Source organism: uncultured Sphingomonas sp., assembly GCF_937859915.1.
Taxonomy (GTDB): Bacteria; Pseudomonadota; Alphaproteobacteria; order Sphingomonadales; family Sphingomonadaceae; genus Solisphingomonas.
Window position 1 is genome coordinate 1 of the sequence record NZ_CALMAW010000126.1, and the last position, 19,438, is coordinate 19,438.

The window sequence follows — 19,438 nt, forward strand, 5'->3', positions numbered from 1 at the left end:
CGGCGGCCCGTTCGCGCTGATCAGCCAGGACGGCAAGCCGGTCACCGACAAGGATTTCGCGGGCCGCTACCGTGCGGTCTATTTCGGCTACAGCTTCTGCCCCGACGTCTGCCCGACGACGCTGCAGGCGCTGATGCAGGGGCTGCACGCCTTCACCGCCGGCAACCCCGTACTGTCCGCCAGGCTCGCGCCGATCTTCATCACGATCGATCCCGAGCGCGACACGCCGGTGGTGCTCAAGCAATATGTCGGCGCGTTCGGGCCCGAGCTCGAAGGTCTGACCGGCAGCCCGGCCGCGATCGCCGCCGCCGCCAGGGCCTACGGCGTCTATTACAAGAAGGAACCCGCGACCAAGGGCGGCACCGGCTATCTGATGGACCATTCGAGCCAGGCGATCCTGTTCGGTCCCGACGGCCAACCGATCGCGCTGATCCCGACCGACCAGGGCGCCAAGGCGGTCACCGACACCTTCGCGCAGTGGGTGCATTGATGGCCATCCCCGGCAATATCCCGGTCGATCGCTTTTGGGAAACCACGCCGCTCGAGGCGATGAACCGCGAGCAATGGGAGTCGCTGTGCGACGGCTGCGGCAAATGCTGCCTGCACAAGCTCGAAGACGATGCGACCGGCGAGATCTACCCGACCAACGTCGCCTGCAAGCTGCTCGATCGCCGCACCGGGCTGTGCAAGGATTACAAGCACCGTCACGCCTATGTCCCCGAATGCGTGCGACTGACCCCGCGCGCGCTGGCGACGATCGACTGGCTGCCGACGACCTGCGCATACCGGCTGATCGCCGAACGGCAGCCGTTGCGCGACTGGCATCATCTGATCTCGGGCGATCCCGAATCGGTGCACCGCGCCGGCATTTCAGTGCGCGGCTGGACGGTCTCCGAGGATGAGGCCGGCGACCTCGAAAACCATATCGTCGAGCGTGAGCTCTGAGCTTCTCTTCGCGCACGGCGACCGCCTCCGGCCGCTGATCGTCCGCCGCATCGCCAGCGCGCGACGGATGCGGCTCGCGGTCGATCCACGCGACGGCAGCGTCAAGCTTACTTTGCCGCGGCGCGGATCGGAGCGCGCGGGCCGCGAATGGGCCGAGACCCAACGCGCGTGGATCGAGCAGCAGCTGAGCCTGATTCCCGTGCCGCGACCGATCGAGCCCGGGGGCACCGTGCCCTATCGCGGCACGGCGTTGCAGATCGACTGGTCCGCCGACCGCTCGCGTACGGTGCGGCGCGACGGCGACCGGCTGGTGCTGGGTGGTCCAATCGAGGGGCTGTCGCGGCGCGTCGTCGCCTGGCTCAAGCGCGAGGCACTGCGCCAGCTCGACGAGGAGACGCGGGCGGTGGCGGCGACCGCGGGAGTCAGCGTCGCGCGAGTCGCGATCGGCGATCCGCGCGCGCGCTGGGGCAGCTGCTCGTCGCGCGGCGACATCCGCTATGCCTGGCGGCTGATCCTCGCACCCCCCTTCGTGCTTAGCTCGACCGTCGCGCACGAGGTCGCGCACCGGCTGCACATGGATCACTCGGCGGCCTTCCGGGCGGCCGAGGCCCAGCTGCTCGGCACCGACCCGGAGCCGGCGCGGCGCTGGCTGCGCGAGCATGGCGCAAGTCTCTATTGGGTGGGGGCGGAGGAGGGCGGAGCATAGCCTCCATTACTCGTCATCCCGGACTTGGTCCGGGATCCATACACGCAGCGCCCGATGGTCAGACGGCGCGTCTATGGATTCCCGCCTTCGCGGGAATGACGAAGGGGGGCCGTTGTCCGGATCGACCGGCCAGCAAAAGATCGATGCGTCGACACGCTTCTCCCGAACGAGAATAGCGCCGCTAATTCCCGTCGTTGCCGTCGCCGCCATGCGCCGGCGCAGCCTTCCGCCCGAGCACGCCGTCGATCCAATGCTGGTCGAGCCGTTGGCCTTGCGCCTGTGGACCCTGTTGCGGCACCGGCGGTGGCGGCGGGCCGCGCCAGTCGTCGTCGTCCGAGGTGGTGGGCATCCGCGGCCGGCGCGGCGCCAGCGTGACCGGCGGCGGCGCGGCACCGCTGTCGTCGGCCTGGCCGACGTCGCCGTCGGCACCGTGGCTGGGGATGATCGGGTTGCCGTCGGCATCGATCTGCGGGACGCCCTGATCGGGCTGGCCATAATAGGCCTCGTCGTCGGGCTCGAGCTGCGGCAGCGTCACCGCGGTGTCGAACTGCTCGACCGGCCGCGCGGCGACCGCGACCTTCATATAATCCGCAAAGGCGCGCGCCGGGGCGCGGCCGCCATAGAGGCCGGGATTGGGCTTGGCGTCGTCGCGTCCCATCCACACGCCCGTGGTCAGCCCGGACGAGAAGCCGAGGAACCAGCCGTCGCGGCCGGTCGAGGTCGTGCCGGTCTTGCCCGCGACCGGGCGACCGATCTGCGCGCCCCGGCCGGTGCCGGTATTGACCGCGGTCTGCAGCAGGTCGGTCATCTCGGCCGCCACCCAAGGGGCGACCAGCACGCGGTTCTCGGGCGCGGCATGCTCGTAGAGCAGCTTGCTCTCGGGCCCGACGACCTTGGTGATCGCATAGGGGACGACCATCACGCCCTTGTTGTCGACCTCGGCGAAGGCGCGCGTCATGTCGATCAGATGGACGTCGGAGGTGCCGAGCACCATCGAGGGATGGGTGTTGATCGGCGTGGTGATGCCGAAGCGTCGCGCCATGTCGGCGACGGTGTCGAAGCCGAGCAGCTGGCCGAGCTTGGCGGCGACCGTGTTGAGCGACAGCGCGAAGGCGGTGCGGATGTTGATCTGGCCGAAGAAGCGGCGCTCGTCGTTGCGCGGGCTCCAGCCGTCGATCGTAACGGGTTCGTCGACGATGCCCTCGTCGGGTTTGTGGCCGGCCTCGATCGCCGCCAGATAGACGAACAGCTTCCACGACGAGCCGGGCTGGCGCTGTGCGGTCACCGCGCGGTTGTAGTTGGAGGTGATATAGTCCTTGCCGCCGACCATCGCGCGCACCGCGCCGTCGCGCTCCATCGAGACCAGCGCGCCCTGCAGGCCATCGGGGGTGTCCTGCTGGATCGTGCGATCGGCCTGACGCTGCATGCCAAGATCGAGCGTCGTCCACACGTCGAGCGGGTCGGTGGTGTCGTCGATCAGCGACGAGAGCTGCGGCAGCGCCCAGTCGGTAAAATAGCGGACGCTGTTCTGCTTGGGCTCGGGCGCGAGCTTGACGTCGCTGGGATTGGCGGCGGCGGCCTGCGCTTGGCTGATCCGGCCGGTCTCGACCATCGTCTGCAGCACGACCCCGGCGCGGCCCTGGGCGGCCGCGACGTCGGCGGTCGGTGAATAGTTGGACGGCGCCTTGACGAGACCGGCGATGATCGCCGCCTCGGCGAGGCTGAGATGGTCGGCGCCATGGCCGAAGAATTTGCGCGACGCCGCGTCGATGCCGTAGCTGCCGCCGCCGAAATAGACCTTGTTGAGATAGAGTTCGAGAATTTCGCTCTTCGAGAATTTGCGCTCGAGCGCGAGCGCGAGGATGCCCTCGCGGAATTTGCGGCCGAAATTCTTGTTGTTGGTCAGGAAGATGTTGCGCGCGAGCTGCTGCGTGATGGTCGAGCCACCCTGCGTCCAATGACCGGCCTTGGCGCGTACGCCGACCGAGCGCAGGATGCCGATCGGATCGACGCCGGGATGCTCGTAGAAGCGCCGGTCCTCGACGGAGACCATCGCGTCCTTCATCACCTGCGGGATCTGGTCGGCGTGCAGCCACTGGCCGTAGCTCGGCCCGATCGAGACCAGCACGGTGCCGTCGACCGCATGGACGCGGATCATCTGGCCGTTGGGCGAGGATTTGAGCGAATCGAAGTCGGGCAGCGACGACATCGAGACGCCGACCGCGATGACCAGCGCGATCAGGCCCGCGACGGCGAGACCGGCACCGATCTTGAGCGCGGTCAGCAGGGCCTTCACCAGACCGCTCCGGGTGCGGCGCGGCGGCGGGGGTGGCGGCGGCGGGGGCGCCTGTCGCGGCGTCTGACGGATCGGGCGGGCCATGGGATGTTCTCGCGATTAGCCGGTCGCGCCGTCGGTCACAAGCGGAGAGCGTCGGCGGGTCAAGACGTCAGTCGAGCCGGGTGAGGCGCGCGGCGAGGCCGGCCAGCGCCGGGGCGAAGGCGACCGCTACGATCAGCGCGCGCGCGCCGGCGGGATGTTCGGCGGTGTGCCACAGCGCTGCGGCAAGCGTTATCGGACGGCGGATCCGGCGCGCGAAGCGGGGCTGAAAGAGCGGCGCAGGCTCGCCGCGCAGAATCGCCTCGGCTGCGGCACCGCCGCTTGCGATCGCGATCGCCATGCCCTCGCCGGCGAGCGACGGGATGACTCCGCACTGATCGCCGATGCGGTAGAGGCCGGGCGTCCCTGTCGTCGCGCGCCAGCCATAGGGGACGTTGGCGATCGCCTGCGCCGGGCCGACCGTCGCGGCCGCCGCGATGCGATCGGCGAGCGCGGGCGCCTCGCGCGCAAGCTGGGCGAGCAGCGTATCCGGGCGATGATCGGCTGCGGCGAATCGTGCCGGACGGACCGCGAGGCAGAGATTGGCGCCACCGTCCTCCTGCAAATTGAGCCCGGCATAGCCGCCGCGGAACAGGTGGAGCTCGATCCTGCCGGCGAGCAGCCGCGTCAGAGTCGGGCTGGCACCAAGCCGCCAGCGCAGCCCGATCGCGGCGTTGTCGCCCGCCTTGGGCCGCGCCGTACCGCGCAACTCATGCTTGCCGGTGGCGAGGACGAGGCTGTCCCCCGCGATCGTCCCGCCATCGTCGAGCCGCAGCGTGCCGGTGTCGAACGCGCGGACGGCGATGCCGCGCTCGATGCCGGCGCCCGCGGCCTCGGCCTGGCGCAGCAGCGCAGTGTCGAGCGTGCGCCGGGACAGCGCTGCGGCGGGAGCCGGCAATCGCGCCTCCGCCTGTCGATTGCCCGCCAGCAGCGCGACGCGCTCGATGCGGTGCGCGCCGAGCGCGATCGGATCGACGCCGAGCGTCGCCAGCCGCGCGAGCGTCGCCCAGCTCAAAAAGCCGCCGCACAGCGCGTCGCGCGTCTCGGCATCGCGCTCGATCAGCAGCGGGGTCACGCCGCCGCGCGCCAGCCCGATCGCCGCCGCAGCGCCCGCCGGCCCGCCGCCGACGATCAGCGCAGACGTTCGACGCACAGCCGGAACGGGAAGACGCGCTTGACCTGCGCGTGGGCAATGCCCGCCTCGGCCAGGATCGGCGGCCATTCGGCGGGTCGATAGGATCGCGCGATCGACAAGGTGCCGTCCTCGCGCACGATCCGGTGCCAGCGCATCGCGCGCGCCAGCCAGGGGAAGCCGAGATGCGGCAGCCGGTGGCGGTGGAGGTCGTTGACCAGCCAGCCGCGCGCCGCCTCCGCCTCCATGAAGCGCAGGAAGGCGATCAGCTGGGCATGATCCATGTGGTGGGCGACCAGGCTCGACGTCACGACGTCCCAGCCTTCGCCCGCGCAATCGGCATAGTCGCCCGCGCGGAAGCGGATCGGCAGCAGCGGATCGGTCGCGGTACTGGCGACCTCCGCCGAGCGCGGGTTGAGGTCGATCCCGACCAGCTGCGCGGTGACGTTTCGCCGGGCGGCCCAGCGCGCGATCCGGCGCAGCATGTCGCCATGGCCGAACCCGACGTCGAGCAGCTTGAGCCGCCCGCCGCGCGGGATCGCGCGATCGAGGAAGGCGAGCGTCGGCCGCGCCGCCATCGTCCAGCCGTTTACGCGCGCGAGGTCCGCGAGTAGCGCGGCATAATGGTCTGCGGGCAGGTCGGCCGAATCCATCTGCTCCTCGGCGATGGCGCGCACCGACAGGTCGGTCATGCCGCCGACCGGAAGCGGAAGCCCTCCGCGGCGAGCCCCGGGCCGAAGGCGATCGCGAGGCCCTGCTCGATCGGCTTGCCGCCGTGTCGGGCCTCCTCGAGGATGCGCGCGAACACGAACATCAGCGTCGCCGAACTCATATTGCCACAGTCGCGCAGCACCGCGCGCGAATCGGCCAGCGCCTCGGGCGGCAGCCCAAATCCCTGTTCGACCGCATCGAGGACGGTGCGACCGCCGGCATGCACCGCCCAGCCGTCGATCGCGGCGATGTCGCCGAGCCCGGCGCGGAACACCGGGTCGGCGATCGCCTCGCCGATCTTGGCGGGCACCGCACCCGAGAGGTGCATCGCGAAGCCCATGTCGCCGACCGTCCAGCGGATCAGCTCTTCGCTGCCGGGCACGGTCATCGCGAACGGATCCGAGATGGCGAGGCCGACCGGATCGGCGGTGACCAGCGCAGCCGCCGCACCGTCGCCGAACAGCAGCATCGCGAGGATCGGCTCGAGCGCGATGTCGGGCTGGAGGTGAAGCGTGCACAGCTCGACGGTGATGACGAGCACGCGCGCCGTGGGCTCCGAGCGGACGATATGGTGCGCTGTGCGCAGCGCCGAGACCGCGGCATAGCAGCCCATGAAGCCGATCAGCACGCGTTCGACCGTTGCCGGCAGGCCGAGCCGGCGTGCGACGATCTGGTCGATGCCAGGCGCGATGAAACCGGTGCAGCTCGCCAGCACGATGTGGGTGATGCCCTCGGGCCGGCCGAGCGCCTCGACCGCGGCGACGCAAAGATCGGGCGCGGCCTCGGCATAGATCGCCATCCGCGCCGAGGTCGGCGGCATCGGGGCTGCGGGATCGGTGCTCTGATAGAAGGCGCCCGGCGAGGTCTGGTCGCCGTCGGCGGCGGGCGGGAGCACGGTCCAGCGCTTCTCGATCCCCGAACGCGACGCCATCCGCTTGAACAGCGCGCCGTCGCGGCGATCGGCGATGCGGCTCTGCGCCCAGTTGAGGAAGGCGGCATGCGCCTCGAACGGCGGCAGGGCGGTGCCGATGCGGTTGATATGGGCCTGGGCTGGCATGGGAACTCCGTCGCGGCCGGCTGCATGCCCCGCTGTGACTAGACGCTTGAGTTAGCGATAAACCTCACCGGAGATGAATATAGTCAGACCGGGCCCGAGAATGGCGGGCAGCGGCGCCGGGTGGCGGGCGGCATCGGCACGCGCCCGGTCGAGGATCACGGTCGGGACGCCGGGCGCGTGGACCACCGTGTCGGCCTGCGCGAGCCAGCGCGCCTCGGCGAGCGTGAGCTGGTCGGGATCGGGCGAGCGGAGCCGGATCTCGATCAGCCGGGGCGGCAGGGCGCTGCCGTCGCGCGCAAGCCACTGCGCCACCGTATCTGCGTCGGTCTCGGCCAGCGGGTCGAGCGGGCCGCCGGGATCGAGCGCGGCATCGATCGCGCGGCGCCGGTCGGCCGCGTCGGGAAAGCGCGCCCGAATCGTGGTGCGGGCGGCGTTGAGCGAGTCCGCGAGACGTCCGAGCCCCGCCGGCAGCAGCGACTCCAGCCGCTGGCGCAGTGCCTTGGCAAGGCCGGCCGAGGCGCCGCCGGTGCCGATCGCGATCAGCAGCGGATCGCGATCGATGATCGCGGGCAGGGTGAAGTCGCACAGGGCAGGGCGGTCGACCGCATTGACCAAAATGCCGCGCGCCTTGAGCCGGGCGACCGCCGCCTGAGCCTCGGCCTCGTCCTCGATCGCGACGATGGCGAGTGCCGCACCGCCGGTTTCGTCGACGATCGTGGCACCGGCGCGGACGAGCAGCCGCCGTTTGGCGTCCGCCGAGTCGCCGTCGCCCACCAGGATGACGGGTCGGCCGCGCAGGCGGAGGAAGACCGGGAGGCTGTGCATTCCTCTACATCCTCTCCGAGCCTGCCCGGGGAGGGGGACCGCCGCCGAAGGCGGTGGTGGAGGGATATCGCATCGGGCGAGCCGTTCGCAGCCTCTCCCCTCCACCATCGGCAACACCGACGGTCCCCCCCCTCCCCCCGCGTCGCGCGGGAAGGATCATAGCGACTCGATGAACGCCTTGACCGACGGGCCGACGTCGTCACGGCCGAGCGCGATCGCGATATTGGCCTGGATGAAGCCCGCCTTGTCGCCGCAATCGTGGCGCACGCCGTCGAAGGTGACGCCGTGGAAGGGCTGGTCGCCGATCATCCGCGCCATCGCGTCGGTCAGCTGGATTTCGCCGCCGGCTCCCTTTTCCTGCCGCTCGAGCACGCGCATCACGTCCGGCTGGAGGATGTAGCGCCCGACGATCGCCAGATTGGAGGGCGCATCGCTGGGCTTGGGCTTCTCGACCAGACCCTTGACCTCGGTCAGCGTACCGTTGCGCGTCCCCGGAGTGATGATGCCATATTGATCGGTGCGGCTCTCGGCGACTTCCTGCGCACAGATCAGATTGCCACCGACCTGCTCATAGGCTTCGACCATCTGCTTGAGGCAGCCGGGCTTGCCGACCATGAAATCGTCGGCGAGCAGCACCGCGAACGGCTCGTCGCCGATGATGTCGCGCGCGCACCACACCGCATGGCCGAGCCCCATCGGCTCCTGCTGGCGGCAATAGGCGATACTGCCGGGCTTCAAGAGCGTGCCGTCGAGCACGGTCAGCGACTTGCCGCGGCCCTTCATCGTCGCCTCGAGCTCGAAGGCGATGTCGAAATGGTCCTCGATCGCGTGCTTGCCGCGACCGGTGACGAAAATCATCTGCTCGATGCCGGCCTCGAGCGCCTCCTCGACCGCATATTGGATCAGCGGCTTGTCGACGATCGGCAGCATCTCCTTGGGCATCGCCTTGGTGGCGGGCAGGAAGCGGGTGCCGAGGCCCCCCACCGGGAATACGGCCTTGCGCAGCTTGGCGACCATCACTCGTCCTTCATATCGTCATGAGCCCAACTCGGTACGCTATCCGCGGCAATCAGTGCCGCGATATCCTGGCGCGCGCGCACGATCGCCCAGCGATCGCCCGACACCATCACCTCGGGGGTGAGCGCGCGGCTGTTATAGGTGCTCGCCATCGTCGCGGCATAGGCGCCGGCGGTCATGAAGGCGACGCGGTCGCCGGCCGCGACCCGGTCCATCTCGCGGTGCATCGCGAAGGTGTCGCCGGTCTCGCAGACCGGGCCGACGACGTTGGCGACGAAGCGCTCGCCGTCGGCGCGCACCGCGCGAATGTCGTGCCAGGCGTCGTAGAGCGCGGGGCGCATCAGGTCGTTCATCGCGGCGTCCACCACCACGAACGGCGCGACGCTGCCCGGCTTCACCCGGATCACGCTGGCGAGCAGCACGCCGGCATTGCCGACGATCAGCCGGCCCGGCTCGAAGATCAGCCGCACCTTCCAGCCCGCGGTCGCCTGGGCGACCATCGCGCCATAAGCGGCAGGCGACGGCGGGATCGGCTTGGACGGTTCGTAGGGGATGCCGAGCCCGCCGCCGAGATCCGCGGTGCGGATGTCGTGGCCGGCGGCGCGCAAATCGGCGATCAGTCCGCCGATCCGCGCGAAGGCGGCGGCGAGCGGGGCGAGATCGGTAAGCTGGCTGCCGATGTGCACCGCGACCCCCTGGATCGCGAGGCCCGAAAGCGCCGCCGCCCGCGCATAGGCGTCGGGCGCGAGCGTATAGGCGATGCCGAACTTGTTCTCCGAGCGCCCGGTCGAGATCTTGGCGTGGGTGCCGGCATCGACGTCCGGATTGACGCGGAAGGCCGCGCGCGCGGTCAGGCCAAGGCGGGTCGCGACCTCGGACAGCGTGACCGCTTCCTCCTCGGATTCGAGATTGAACTGGCCGATGCCCGCCTCGAGCGCGAGCGCCATCTCGTCGGCGACCTTGCCGACCCCCGAGAAGACGATCCGCTCGGCCGGGATGGCCGCCGCCAGCGCACGCCGCAGCTCACCGCCCGAGACGACGTCGGCGCCGCAGCCCATGCCGGCGAGCACCGACAGCACCGCGGCATTGGGGTTGGCCTTGACCGCGAAGGCGACCAGCGGCGGCTGTCCGTCCTGCTCGAGCCCGGCGAGCGCGTCGCGGAACACGCTGACGTGGCGACGGATGGTCGCGGCCGAATAGACGTAGACTGGCGTGCCGACCGCATCGGCGATCGCGTCCAGCGGCACCCGTTCGGCGTGCATCGCGCCGTCGCGTATCTCGAAATGGTCCATGCAAAAATCCGGTCAGCCGGGGGGCGGCAGGTCGAAACGGTCGGGCGCGAGCGGCGCCGACTTGATCACCAGCTCGTCCTGCCGCACCGGCCGCGCCTGCGGACCGACGGTGAGCAGGTCGGCGACGCTGGGCTGCTTGGCGGAGGTCGCAGGCTTGACCGGCAGCGGCATGTTGGCCGCCGGCTTGAGCATCGTCTTCTTGCCGCAGCCGCCGAGCAGCACGAGCCCGAGGCAGGCGACGATCGCGATTGTCCTCATCAAGCCTCCCCCAAAGCCGTGCGCGCCGCGGCGATCGCCTCGCGCACGCGGACCGGCGCGGTGCCGCCCAGGCTGGTCCGCGCCGCGACCGACGCGTCGACCGATAGCGCAGCCTGTACGCCCGAGTCGATGCGCGGATCGATCGCCTGCAGTTCATCGAGCGTGAGATCGGAGAGGGCAACGCCCTTCGCTTCCGCTGCCTTGACCACCGCGCCGGTGATGTGATGCGCCTCGCGGAACGGCACGCCGGCGACGCGGACCAGCCGGTCGGCGAGATCGGTCGCGGTCGCAAAGCCGGCTTCGGCCGCTGCCCGCATACGTGCCGTGCGGAAGGTCAGCGTCTCGACCATGCCCGTCATCGCCGCGATCGACAGCGCGAGCAGGTCGTGCGCCTCGAACACCGGCGGCTTGTCGTCCTGCATGTCCTTCGAATAGGCGAGCGGCAGGCCCTTCATCGTGATCATCAGCGATGTCAGGCAGCCGATGATCCGCCCGCTATGCCCGCGCACCAGCTCGGCGGCGTCTGGATTGCGCTTTTGCGGCATGATCGACGAGCCGGTCGACCATTGGTCGGGCAGGCTGACGAAGCCGAAGGGCTGCGACGCCCACAGCACGATCTCCTCGGCGAGCCGCGAGAGATGCAGCGCGGTCTGCGCGGCGCTGGTGAGGTAATCGATCGCGAAGTCGCGGTCCGAGACCGAGTCGAGCGAATTGGCGGTCGGCCGGTCGAAGCCGAGCGCCTGCGCCGTCGCCGTCCGATCGATCGAGAAGCCGGTGCCGGCGAGCGCCGCGGCGCCCAAGGGACACTCGTTCATCCGCGCCCGCGCGTCCGAAAAACGCGAGCGATCGCGGCGGATCATCTCGTAATAGGCCATCAGATGGTGGCCGAGCGTCACCGGCTGGGCGGCCTGCAGATGCGTGAAGCCGGGCATCACGCTGTCGGCATGCTCGTCGGCGCGCGCGACCAACGCCTGCTGGAGCGCGGCGAGACCCGCATCGACCGCGTCGATCGCGTCGCGCACCCACAGGCGGAAGTCGGTCGCGACCTGGTCGTTGCGCGAGCGCGCGGTGTGGAGGCGGCCCGCGACCGGGCCGATCGCCGCGGCGAGCTTGCTCTCGGTCGCCATGTGGATGTCTTCGAGCGCGAGGTCGTCGGTGACGCCGTTCGCTGCATAGTCGGTGGAGACGCCGTCGAGCCCGCGGGAGATCGTCTCGGCATCCGCCTGCGCGATGATGCCCTGCGCGCCAAGCATGGCGACATGCGCCTTCGAGCCCGCTATGTCCTGCCGCCACAACCTCTTGTCGAACGGGATCGAGGCATTGATCTCGCGCATCACCGCGGCCGGGCCTTCGGCGAAGCGCCCGCCCCACATCTGATTGGAGCCGTCCTTGCGCTCGTTGTCCCGCCCGTCGCTGATCGCCTGTCTCCCGCTCGTCGCCGCGCTCTCGCTCGGCGGCTGCGATAAGGCCAAGCCGTCCAACGAGCAAGGCGCGGACAATGCCGCGACCGCCGCTGCCGCGCCGACCGTTCCAGTGCCGGCGGCGCCCGCCGCACCCGAGGGCGGCAAGGTCGATCGCAGCCACAAGGGCGAGGCGATGCCGGCGATGCCGTTCGCGCAGCCGGGCGGCGCGCCGGCGACGCTCGCCAGCTTCCGCGGCCATCCGCTGCTGGTCAATTTCTGGGCGACCTGGTGCGCGCCCTGCGTCAAGGAACTGCCGACCCTGGACGCGCTCGCCGGCCGCGAGACGGGCAAGATGGCGGTCGTCGCGATCAGCATGGACATGGGCGGCGACGCGCAGGTCGGCCCGTTCTGGAAGAGCCACGGCCTGACCGCGCTCACCGCCTATACCGACGCCAAGAACCGCCTGCTCCAGGCGACCGGGGCGTCGGAACTGCCGACAACGATCCTTTACGACGCCAAGGGCAAGGAGGTGCTGCGCACCACCGGCGGGATGGACTGGAGCGGCCCCGATGCGGCGAAGCTGCTCGGCGAGGTGGGGTAGGGAAGCCCCAACACCGTTCGTCCTGAGTAGCCATTGAGCGAAGTCGAAATGGCGTATCGAAGGACCGTCCCGCCAGGCCACCGTCCTTCGATACGGGTCTTCGACTTCGCTCAGCCCCTACTCGGGACGAACGGAAGTGGTAAGCGCGATCACCGCCGCTTCGGCGGGACGATCTCGAACAGCGTCGGCCAGTCCTTGCCGGTCACGAACAGCCGGCGCTTGGCGGCATCCCAGGCGATGCCGTTGGGCACCGCGTCGCTGTCGGCATAGCCAATCTGGCGATGCAGCGCGCCGACGTCGATCCAGCCGACGACATGGCCCGACTTCGGATCGATCCGTGCGATGAAATCGGTCTGCCAGATGTTCGCCAAAATCTCGCCGTCGACCCATTCGAGTTCGTTGAGATTGGCGACAGGCTTGCCCTCGGCGGTGACCGTCAGCCGGTGGCGCTCCGTGAGCGTGTCGGGATCGAGGAAGCGCAGCGCGGGCGTGCCGTCGGACATGATCAGGCTGTGGCCGTCGCTGGTCAGCGCCCAGCCCTCGCCCGGATAGTGCCATTCGGACAGCCGCTTCAAGCCATCGAGCGACCAGCGCCAGCCCTTGTGATCCTGCCAGGTGAGGCTGACGATCTGGTCGTGCCACGGCACGATCCCCTCGCCGAAGGTCGGCGCCGCGATCGTCGCCTGCGCCAGCACATGGCCCGTCGCCAGATCGACCTTGCGGATGAACGAACGGCCGGGCTCGCCGGTGCTCTCGTAGAGCGTGCCTCCATGCCAGAACAGGCCCTCGGTGAACGCGCGGGGATCGTGCGGATAGGTCCGCACCACCTTCGCCGCCACGGTCGGCAGCTCGGCCCGGACCGCGACCGGTGCGAGCGCGAGCAGCAGTGCGAGGGCCAACCCGCGCATCAGTCGCGCAGCAATTCGTTGATCGCGGTCTTGGCGCGGGTCTGCGCATCGACGCGCTTGACGATGACGGCGCAGTAGAGCGACGGGCCGGGCGTGCCGTCGGGCAGCGGCTTGCCGGGCAGCGCGCCGGGGACGACCACCGAATAGGCGGGCACCTCGCCGATGAACACCTCGCCGGTCGCCCGGTCGACGATCTTGGTCGAGGCGCCGAGATAGACGCCCATCGACAGCACCGCGCCCTCGCGCACGATCACGCCCTCGGCGACCTCGGAGCGCGCGCCGATGAAGCAGCCGTCCTCGATCACCACCGGGTTCGCCTGCAGCGGCTCGAGCACGCCGCCAATCCCGGTGCCGCCCGAGAGATGGACGTTCTTGCCGATCTGCGCGCACGAGCCGACCGTCGCCCAGGTGTCGACCATCGTACCCTCGCCGACATGCGCGCCGATGTTGACGAAGCTCGGCATCAGCACCGCGCCCTTGCCGATGAACGCGCCGCGGCGGACGATCGCGCCGGGGACGACGCGGAAGCCCGCGGCGTGGAACGTCTCGGCGGTCCAATAATCGAATTTGGACTGGACCTTGTCGAACGCCGCCGCGCCGCCCGAGCCGTAGGGGACGAGTTCGTTGTTGCGCAGCCGGAAGGACAGCAGCACCGCCTTCTTGAGCCACTGGTTGACCTGCCAGTCGCCGTCCGCGCCCTTGTCGGCGATGCGCAGCGTGCCTTCGTCGAGATGGCGGATCGCGATCTCGACCGCCTCGCGTGCCGGCCCGGTGCTGTGGTGGCTGAGCTGGTCGCGCTGCTCCCAGGCGGCGTCGATGGTGGCGGCGAGGTCGGCGGTCATGCGGCGTCTCCGAAGAGCGAGTGGAGCCAGTCGGCGAGATCGGTGATGGTATGATCGACGAACGATCGGTCGGCGTCGTGACCCTGTTCGGAGCCGTTGTCGATCCACACCGTGGTCATCCCCAGCGCCTTGGCGGGGGCGAGATTGCGAGCCATGTCCTCGACGAAGACGCTTGTCCGCGGATCGATGCCGAACGCCGCGATCATCGACGCGTAGCTTGCGGCCTCCGGCTTGGGCAGATAGCCGCAGGCGTGGATGTCGTGGATCGCCTCGAAGCTCTCGCCGAGGCCGAGCTTCGCCAGCACGCGCTCGGCATAGGCACGATCGCCATTGGTGAAGACCAGCTTGCGGCCCGGCAGCCGCGCAATCAGCGCGGCCAGCCGGCGATCCTCGGCGAGGACGCCCAGATCGATGTCGTGGACGTCGGCGAGATAATTATGCGGGTCGATCGCGTGGCTCGCCATCAGGCCGGCCAGCGTCGTGCCATGCTGCTGGAAATAGCTCTTCTGGATGCGCCGCGCCTCGACGGGGTCATCGATCCCCAGCGTTCGGCCGACATAGGCGGTCATCCGCACATCCATCAGCCCGAACAGGTCGGCGGACGCGGGGTACAGCGTGTTGTCGAGATCGAAGATCCAGGCGCGGATGTGGGCGAAGGCGGGCAGCATCGCGGTGGGCGTTAGCGGGGCGCGCTTATCGGGGCAACCGCCTGCTCCGTTCGTGCCGAGCGAAGTCGAAGGCACCGCTCCAAGCCCATGGCCCGACATCGGTCGCTCGACTTCGCTCGGGACGAACGGCTTATTGGTGGCTTACACCATGAAGCTCTCGCCGCACCCGCAGCTGCCCTTGGCATTGGGGTTGGCGAAGACGAAGCCGGCGGTGAAGTCGTCCTCGACCCACTCCATCGTCGAGCCGATCAGATAGAGGATCGAGCCGCCGTCGACGAACAGCACGCCGCCCGGAGTCTCGATCCGCTCGTCCATCGGATCCGCCTCGGTGACGTAATCGACCGAATAGGCCAGACCCGAACAGCCGCGCCGCGGCGTCGACAGCTTGACGCCCACCGCGCCCTCGGGCGCGCGCGCCATCAGCGCGGCAATGCGCGCCTCCGCCGACGGCGTCAGGTTGAGCGCGGCGGGACGCGGGCGGCGGATGGTCGTCGTGGTCGTCATCACAACATCCCCAGTTCGAGCTTGGCCTCGTCGGACATTTTCTGCGGATCCCAGGCCGGTTCCCAGACGAGATTGACCTCGGCGGACGCGACCCCGGGGACCGCGCCGACGCGCATCTCGATCTCGCCCGGCATCGACTCGGCGACCGGGCAGTTGGGCGTGGTCAGCGTCATCGTCACAACGGCATGCGCCGATGCGATCTCGACATTATAGACCAGGCCGAGGTCGTAGATGTTCACCGGGATCTCGGGATCGTAAATGTCCTTGAGCGCGTCGATCACCGCCTCGTACAGTTCGCCGCCCGGCTCCTCGCCCGACAGCGGCGCGGGCTTCTGCGCCAAGAATCCCTCGAGATAATCCTTCTCGCGCCCGGCCGGCTCCGCGGCGTCCGCGCGCATGTCGGCGCGGACCTCGGCGTCGTCGAGCCGTGGCCGCGCGGGTTTCGCCGGCAGCTCCGTTGCGTCTGGTTCGACCATGATCCCGTTTCCGCTCACCCGGCTGATCCTATCCAAAAATGCGCGTAACACGTGCGATACCCTCGACCAGCGCGGCGACATCGGCCGGGCCGTTATACACACCGAAGCTCGCGCGCGCGGTCGCCTCGACGCCCAGCGCCGCCATCAGCGGCTGCGCGCAATGATGCCCGGCGCGGATCGCGACCCGGCTCTCGTCCAATATGGTGCCGACGTCGTGGGGATGCACCCCCTCGATCGCGAAGCTGACGATGCCGGCCGACTCGGCGGGGCCGAACAGCCGCACCGAGTTGAGCTCCGCGAGCGCCGCGCGCGTCTCGGCGACCAGTGCGGTTTCGTGCGCATGGATCGCTGGCAGACCGATGCCCTCGACATAGTCGATCGCGGCATGGAGGCCGATCACGCCGACGATGTGCGGCGTTCCCGCCTCGAAGCGCGATGGCGCCGGCAGATAGGTGGTGCGCTCGAAGCTGACCTTGTCGATCATCGATCCGCCGCCCTGCCAGGGCGGCATCGAATCGAGGATCTCGGCCTTCGCCCACAGCACGCCGATCCCGGTCGGGCCGTAGAGCTTGTGGCCCGAGAAGGCGTAGAAGTCGCAGCCCAGCGCCGCGACGTCGACCGGCAGCCGCGCCACCGCCTGGCAGCCGTCGACGAGGAGCTTGGCACCGACCGCGTGCGCCAGATCGGCGGCGCGCTTCACGTCGAGCGCCGAGCCGAGCACGTTCGAGACATGCGCGAGCGCCACGAGCTTATGCTCGCGCGTCAGCATCCGCTCGGCGGCGTCGAGGTCGATGCGGCCATCGTCGGTCAGCGGGCAGACGTCGATGACGATGCCGGTGCGGTCGCGGAGCAGCTGCCACGGCACGATGTTGCTGTGATGCTCGAGCGTCGAGAGCAGGATGCGGTCGCCGGGCTTGAGATGGGTGAGCCCCCAGCTCTGCGCGACGAGGTTGATCGCCTCGGTCGCGCCGCGCACGAACACGATTTCGCTGTCGGACGCCGCACCGACGAAGCGCGCGATTCGCCGGCGCGCGGCCTCATAAGCGAGGGTCATGTCGGCCGAGCGCTGGTACACGCCGCGATGCACGGTGGCGTAGGTCTCGCCGTAGGCGGTCGCTATCGCGTCGAGCACGGGACGCGGCTTCTGCGCGGTCGCGGCGGTGTCGAGATAGGCCCAGCCCGCCGGGATGGCGGGGAAGTCGGCGACGAGATCGAGCGGGCGATCGGAAACGAGCACGCTCATTGCCCTCTCCCCTCGGGGGAGAGGGGTTCTGGTTGCGTTCAAACATCAAGCCACCTGTCCGCAGTCTCCGCAAACGCCTCGCGCACCGCGTCATTGCCGATCCGCGCGAAGGCGTCGGCGACGAACGCCCGGGTCAGCATCGCGCGCGCCGGCAGCGGCGGGATGCCGCGGCTCGCCAGATAGAAGAGCGCCTGCCGGTCGAGCTCGCCGACCGTCGCGCCATGGCCGCATTTGACGTCGTCGGCGAAGATCTCGAGTTCGGGCTTGAGGTTGACCGCGGCGGTGCGCGTCAGCAGCAGTCCGCGCAGCGATTGCTCGCCGTCGGTCTTCTGCGCATGACGCGCGACCTCGACGCGGGCGGCGGCGGACGCGATCGCCTGCTCGTCGGCGACGGCGCGCCAGATTTGCCGGCTCTGTCCGTTCGCGGCGGCATGGCGGACGACGAACGCCGCGTCGTGGCGCTGCCGGGCGCGACCGAGCAGAGCCCCGCCGGCTTCGGCATAGGCCTCGATGCCGGTGATCGTCAGATGGCCGTCGAGCCGGCTGTCGGCCGCACCCGCGACCAGCGAGATAGTGGCGAGGCTGGCGCCTTGCGCGATATCGGCAGTGTCGGCGTGCGACTGGAAGCCCGCGTCCTGTACGAAGCGGCGCGCGACCATCAGCCTGGCCGAGCGCGCGAGCCGGATGGCCGTGGCGCGGTTGGTCCAGCCTTCGCCCGCGAAGCTCTCGACGATCGCGGCGGTGGCGTCTTCGTCGAGCATGATTTCGGCGGCGAGGTGGTTGGCGCCGCCGGTCGCGACATGGACGATCTGGATGGTGTCGCTCGCGGCGTCGCGGCCGAGCGAGAGCGACCAGCCGGTCGAGCCCGCGAGCCGACCGAGCGCGTGCTTCGATGCATCGGCGTCGGCTTGGCCGATGCGGACGGGGCCGGGGTTCGAGCGGCTCGCGTCATAGGCGCCGTCGACGAACAGGATGCGCGGGCCGGAAATGTCGATCCACAGGTCGTCGACCGACCGTGGCTGGCCGCTCGGCCGCGCATCGGCGAGCGCGGGAAGTGCTGCGAGGTCGGACCAGCGCCACGCTTCGTCGCGCGCGGAGGGGAGGGCGAGGAGCGTCATCCGAACATCCTCCCCATCGCAGATGGGGAGGGGGACCGCCGCCGAAGGCGGTGGTGGAGGGGGCAGGCGGCCGGGCGAATCGCGTGCAGCGACACCCCTCCACCATTCGCTGCGCGAGCGGTCCCCCTCCCCCCGCTGCGCGCGGGGAGGATGGTGGACGCCGTCACGCCGCGACCCCGTCGATACCGACATAGCCTTCGCGCTCGAGCTCGTGCGCGAGTTCGGCGCCGCCCGAGCGGACGATGCGGCCGTCGGCGAGGACGTGGACGAAGTCGGGCTTCACATAGTCGAGCAGCCGCTGATAGTGCGTGATCAGCAGCACCGCCTTGTCGGGCTTGCGCATGATCGTGTTGATGCCGTGGCCAACCGCTTTCAGCGCATCGATGTCGAGCCCGGAATCGGTCTCGTCGAGGATCGCGAGCTTGGGCGCGATGATCCCCATCTGCACCATCTCGTTGCGCTTCTTCTCGCCGCCCGAGAAGCCGACATTGACCGGACGCTTGAGCATCTCGTGATCGAGCCCGAGGCTGGTCGCCTCGGCGCGCGCGATCTTGATGAACTCGGCGCCCGACAGCGGCTCTTCGCCGCGCTGCTTGCGCTGCGCGTTGAGCGCCTCGCGCAGGAATTGCAGGTTGGAGACGCCGGGGATCTCGACCGGATATTGGAAGCCCAGGAACAGGCCGGCGGCGGCGCGCTCGTGCGGTTCCATCTCGAGCAGATCGGCGCCGTCGAAGGTCGCCGAGCCTGCGGTCACCTCATAGCCGGGCCGGCCACCGAGCGTATAGGCAAGCGTCGACTTGCCCGCGCCATTGGGGCCCATGATCGCATGGATCTCGCCCGGGTTGATCGCGAGCGTGATGCCCTTGAGGATCGCCTTGCCGGCGGTCTCGGCGTGGAGGTTGGTGATGTTCAGCATGATGATGATCCGGAAAGCCCCTCCCCTTCAGGGGAGGGGTTGGGGTGGGGCGCCCGCCGCAGGGGCATGGCTTGAAGCGTGGCGAGCAGATGCTGCAGCACGCCTTCGATGTTGCGCATGACGTCGCTGTTCCCGACGCGGATTACGCGATAGCCGAGCGTTTCAAGCGCGGCATCGCGCCGAGTGTCGGCTTCCGCATCGACATGCGTATCGCCGTCGACCTCGACGATCAGCCCGGTTGCGGGACAAAGAAAGTCCACGATGACGTGCTCGATCGTCGCCTGTCGCCGGAATTTGAAGCCGCCGAGCTGCGAGCGCGAGAGCTGTGCCCACAAACGCGTCTCCGGCTCGGTCGGGTTCGCGCGCATGGATCGTGCGTGCCCATGCAAGCCAGCGATGGCGTTTGCGGAGACGCCCCACCCCCGGCCCCTCCCCTGAA

At 69.7% G+C, this 19,438-nt stretch carries 22 protein-coding genes; 4 read left to right on the top strand and 18 right to left on the bottom strand.

Translation table 11 applies throughout. From position 1 onward, the window contains the following. From Q0326_RS16790 to Q0326_RS16800, 3 genes are all read left to right on the top strand, one after another. Positions 1 to 490 (top strand): SCO family protein (locus Q0326_RS16790; protein WP_298692691.1); only part of this gene is annotated, 490 nt, incomplete at its 5' end. Continuing rightward, complete coding sequence (locus tag Q0326_RS16795; RefSeq protein WP_298692693.1) at positions 490 to 945, top strand: YcgN family cysteine cluster protein; 456 nt, start codon at positions 490 to 492, stop codon at positions 943 to 945. The genes Q0326_RS16790 and Q0326_RS16795, both read left to right, overlap by 1 nt. Beyond that, entirely contained in the window at positions 935 to 1,651 is a 717-nt protein-coding gene (locus tag Q0326_RS16800) for a SprT family zinc-dependent metalloprotease (protein WP_298692696.1), read from the top strand. Before Q0326_RS16795 ends, Q0326_RS16800 begins: the two co-directional genes overlap by 11 nt. Positions 1,652 to 1,832: 181 nt before the next feature. Here Q0326_RS16800 and Q0326_RS16805 read toward each other — a convergent pair whose 3' ends face one another. The 9 genes from Q0326_RS16805 to argH form a co-directional block, all read right to left on the bottom strand. Further along, positions 1,833 to 3,860 carry a PBP1A family penicillin-binding protein gene (locus tag Q0326_RS16805; RefSeq protein ID WP_298692765.1) on the bottom strand — a complete coding sequence of 676 codons (2,028 nt, stop codon included), beginning with the start codon at positions 3,858 to 3,860 and terminating at the stop codon, positions 1,833 to 1,835. Between the two features lie 238 nt (positions 3,861 to 4,098). Further along, positions 4,099 to 5,181 carry an FAD-dependent monooxygenase gene (locus Q0326_RS16810; RefSeq protein ID WP_298692699.1) on the bottom strand — a complete coding sequence of 361 codons (1,083 nt, stop codon included), beginning with the start codon at positions 5,179 to 5,181 and terminating at the stop codon, positions 4,099 to 4,101. Next, a complete protein-coding gene (locus tag Q0326_RS16815) occupies positions 5,160 to 5,852 on the bottom strand; it encodes a methyltransferase domain-containing protein (protein WP_298692702.1) in 693 nt (230 codons plus the stop codon). The genes Q0326_RS16810 and Q0326_RS16815 overlap by 22 nt, the downstream gene beginning before the upstream one ends. Next, positions 5,849 to 6,928 carry a type III polyketide synthase gene (locus tag Q0326_RS16820; RefSeq protein ID WP_298692704.1) on the bottom strand — a complete coding sequence of 360 codons (1,080 nt, stop codon included), beginning with the start codon at positions 6,926 to 6,928 and terminating at the stop codon, positions 5,849 to 5,851. Before Q0326_RS16820 ends, Q0326_RS16815 begins: the two co-directional genes overlap by 4 nt. 51 nt (positions 6,929 to 6,979) lie before the next feature. Further along, the gene (locus Q0326_RS16825; RefSeq protein WP_298692707.1) at positions 6,980 to 7,753 is read right to left on the bottom strand and encodes a bifunctional precorrin-2 dehydrogenase/sirohydrochlorin ferrochelatase; all 774 of its coding nucleotides are present in this window, start codon (positions 7,751 to 7,753) and stop codon (positions 6,980 to 6,982) included. Positions 7,754 to 7,909: 156 nt separating this feature from the next. Next, on the bottom strand, positions 7,910 to 8,770 hold the full coding sequence (gene galU, locus Q0326_RS16830; RefSeq protein ID WP_298692709.1) for a UTP--glucose-1-phosphate uridylyltransferase GalU: 861 nt from the start codon (positions 8,768 to 8,770) through the stop codon (positions 7,910 to 7,912). Then, positions 8,770 to 10,062 carry a diaminopimelate decarboxylase gene (gene lysA, locus Q0326_RS16835; protein WP_298692712.1) on the bottom strand — a complete coding sequence of 431 codons (1,293 nt, stop codon included), beginning with the start codon at positions 10,060 to 10,062 and terminating at the stop codon, positions 8,770 to 8,772. The genes galU and lysA overlap by 1 nt, the downstream gene beginning before the upstream one ends. A 12-nt stretch (positions 10,063 to 10,074) precedes the next feature. After that, positions 10,075 to 10,320 carry a hypothetical protein gene (locus tag Q0326_RS16840; protein WP_298692714.1) on the bottom strand — a complete coding sequence of 82 codons (246 nt, stop codon included), beginning with the start codon at positions 10,318 to 10,320 and terminating at the stop codon, positions 10,075 to 10,077. After that, positions 10,320 to 11,693 (bottom strand): argininosuccinate lyase, encoded by a 1,374-nt coding sequence (argH, locus tag Q0326_RS16845; protein WP_298692716.1) that lies wholly within the window; start codon positions 11,691 to 11,693, stop codon positions 10,320 to 10,322. Before argH ends, Q0326_RS16840 begins: the two co-directional genes overlap by 1 nt. 16 nt (positions 11,694 to 11,709) lie before the next feature. Here argH and Q0326_RS16850 point away from each other — a divergent pair, with 16 nt between their 5' ends. After that, entirely contained in the window at positions 11,710 to 12,324 is a 615-nt protein-coding gene (locus Q0326_RS16850; protein WP_298692720.1) for a TlpA disulfide reductase family protein, read from the top strand. A 149-nt stretch (positions 12,325 to 12,473) separates the two neighbouring features. Here the strand turns inward: Q0326_RS16850 and Q0326_RS16855 are convergent, their stop codons facing one another. The 9 genes from Q0326_RS16855 to Q0326_RS16895 all read right to left on the bottom strand — a co-directional run bounded on the left by Q0326_RS16855 (position 12,474) and on the right by Q0326_RS16895 (position 19,367). Continuing rightward, entirely contained in the window at positions 12,474 to 13,232 is a 759-nt protein-coding gene (locus Q0326_RS16855; protein WP_298692723.1) for a glutaminyl-peptide cyclotransferase, read from the bottom strand. Continuing rightward, the gene (gene dapD, locus Q0326_RS16860) at positions 13,232 to 14,074 is read right to left on the bottom strand and encodes a 2,3,4,5-tetrahydropyridine-2,6-dicarboxylate N-succinyltransferase (protein WP_298692726.1); all 843 of its coding nucleotides are present in this window, start codon (positions 14,072 to 14,074) and stop codon (positions 13,232 to 13,234) included. The genes Q0326_RS16855 and dapD overlap by 1 nt, the downstream gene beginning before the upstream one ends. Continuing rightward, positions 14,071 to 14,742 (bottom strand): pyrimidine 5'-nucleotidase, encoded by a 672-nt coding sequence (locus Q0326_RS16865; RefSeq protein WP_298692728.1) that lies wholly within the window; start codon positions 14,740 to 14,742, stop codon positions 14,071 to 14,073. The genes dapD and Q0326_RS16865 overlap by 4 nt, the downstream gene beginning before the upstream one ends. Positions 14,743 to 14,883: 141 nt before the next feature. Then, positions 14,884 to 15,246, bottom strand: coding sequence for an iron-sulfur cluster assembly accessory protein (locus tag Q0326_RS16870; RefSeq protein WP_298692731.1), 363 nt, complete (start codon positions 15,244 to 15,246; stop codon positions 14,884 to 14,886). After that, entirely contained in the window at positions 15,246 to 15,644 is a 399-nt protein-coding gene (locus Q0326_RS16875; protein WP_298692767.1) for an SUF system Fe-S cluster assembly protein, read from the bottom strand. Before Q0326_RS16875 ends, Q0326_RS16870 begins: the two co-directional genes overlap by 1 nt. A 106-nt stretch (positions 15,645 to 15,750) precedes the next feature. Continuing rightward, on the bottom strand, positions 15,751 to 16,965 hold the full coding sequence (locus tag Q0326_RS16880; protein WP_298692733.1) for a cysteine desulfurase: 1,215 nt from the start codon (positions 16,963 to 16,965) through the stop codon (positions 15,751 to 15,753). Between the two features lie 38 nt (positions 16,966 to 17,003). Further along, positions 17,004 to 18,083, bottom strand: a complete 1,080-nt coding sequence (locus tag Q0326_RS16885) for a SufD family Fe-S cluster assembly protein (protein ID WP_298692736.1) — start codon at positions 18,081 to 18,083, stop codon at positions 17,004 to 17,006. A gap of 163 nt (positions 18,084 to 18,246) precedes the next feature. Further along, on the bottom strand, positions 18,247 to 18,999 hold the full coding sequence (gene sufC, locus Q0326_RS16890) for a Fe-S cluster assembly ATPase SufC (protein ID WP_298692739.1): 753 nt from the start codon (positions 18,997 to 18,999) through the stop codon (positions 18,247 to 18,249). Next, positions 18,993 to 19,367 carry an endonuclease domain-containing protein gene (locus tag Q0326_RS16895; RefSeq protein WP_298692741.1) on the bottom strand — a complete coding sequence of 125 codons (375 nt, stop codon included), beginning with the start codon at positions 19,365 to 19,367 and terminating at the stop codon, positions 18,993 to 18,995. Before Q0326_RS16895 ends, sufC begins: the two co-directional genes overlap by 7 nt. Positions 19,368 to 19,438: the final 71 nt, after the last annotated feature.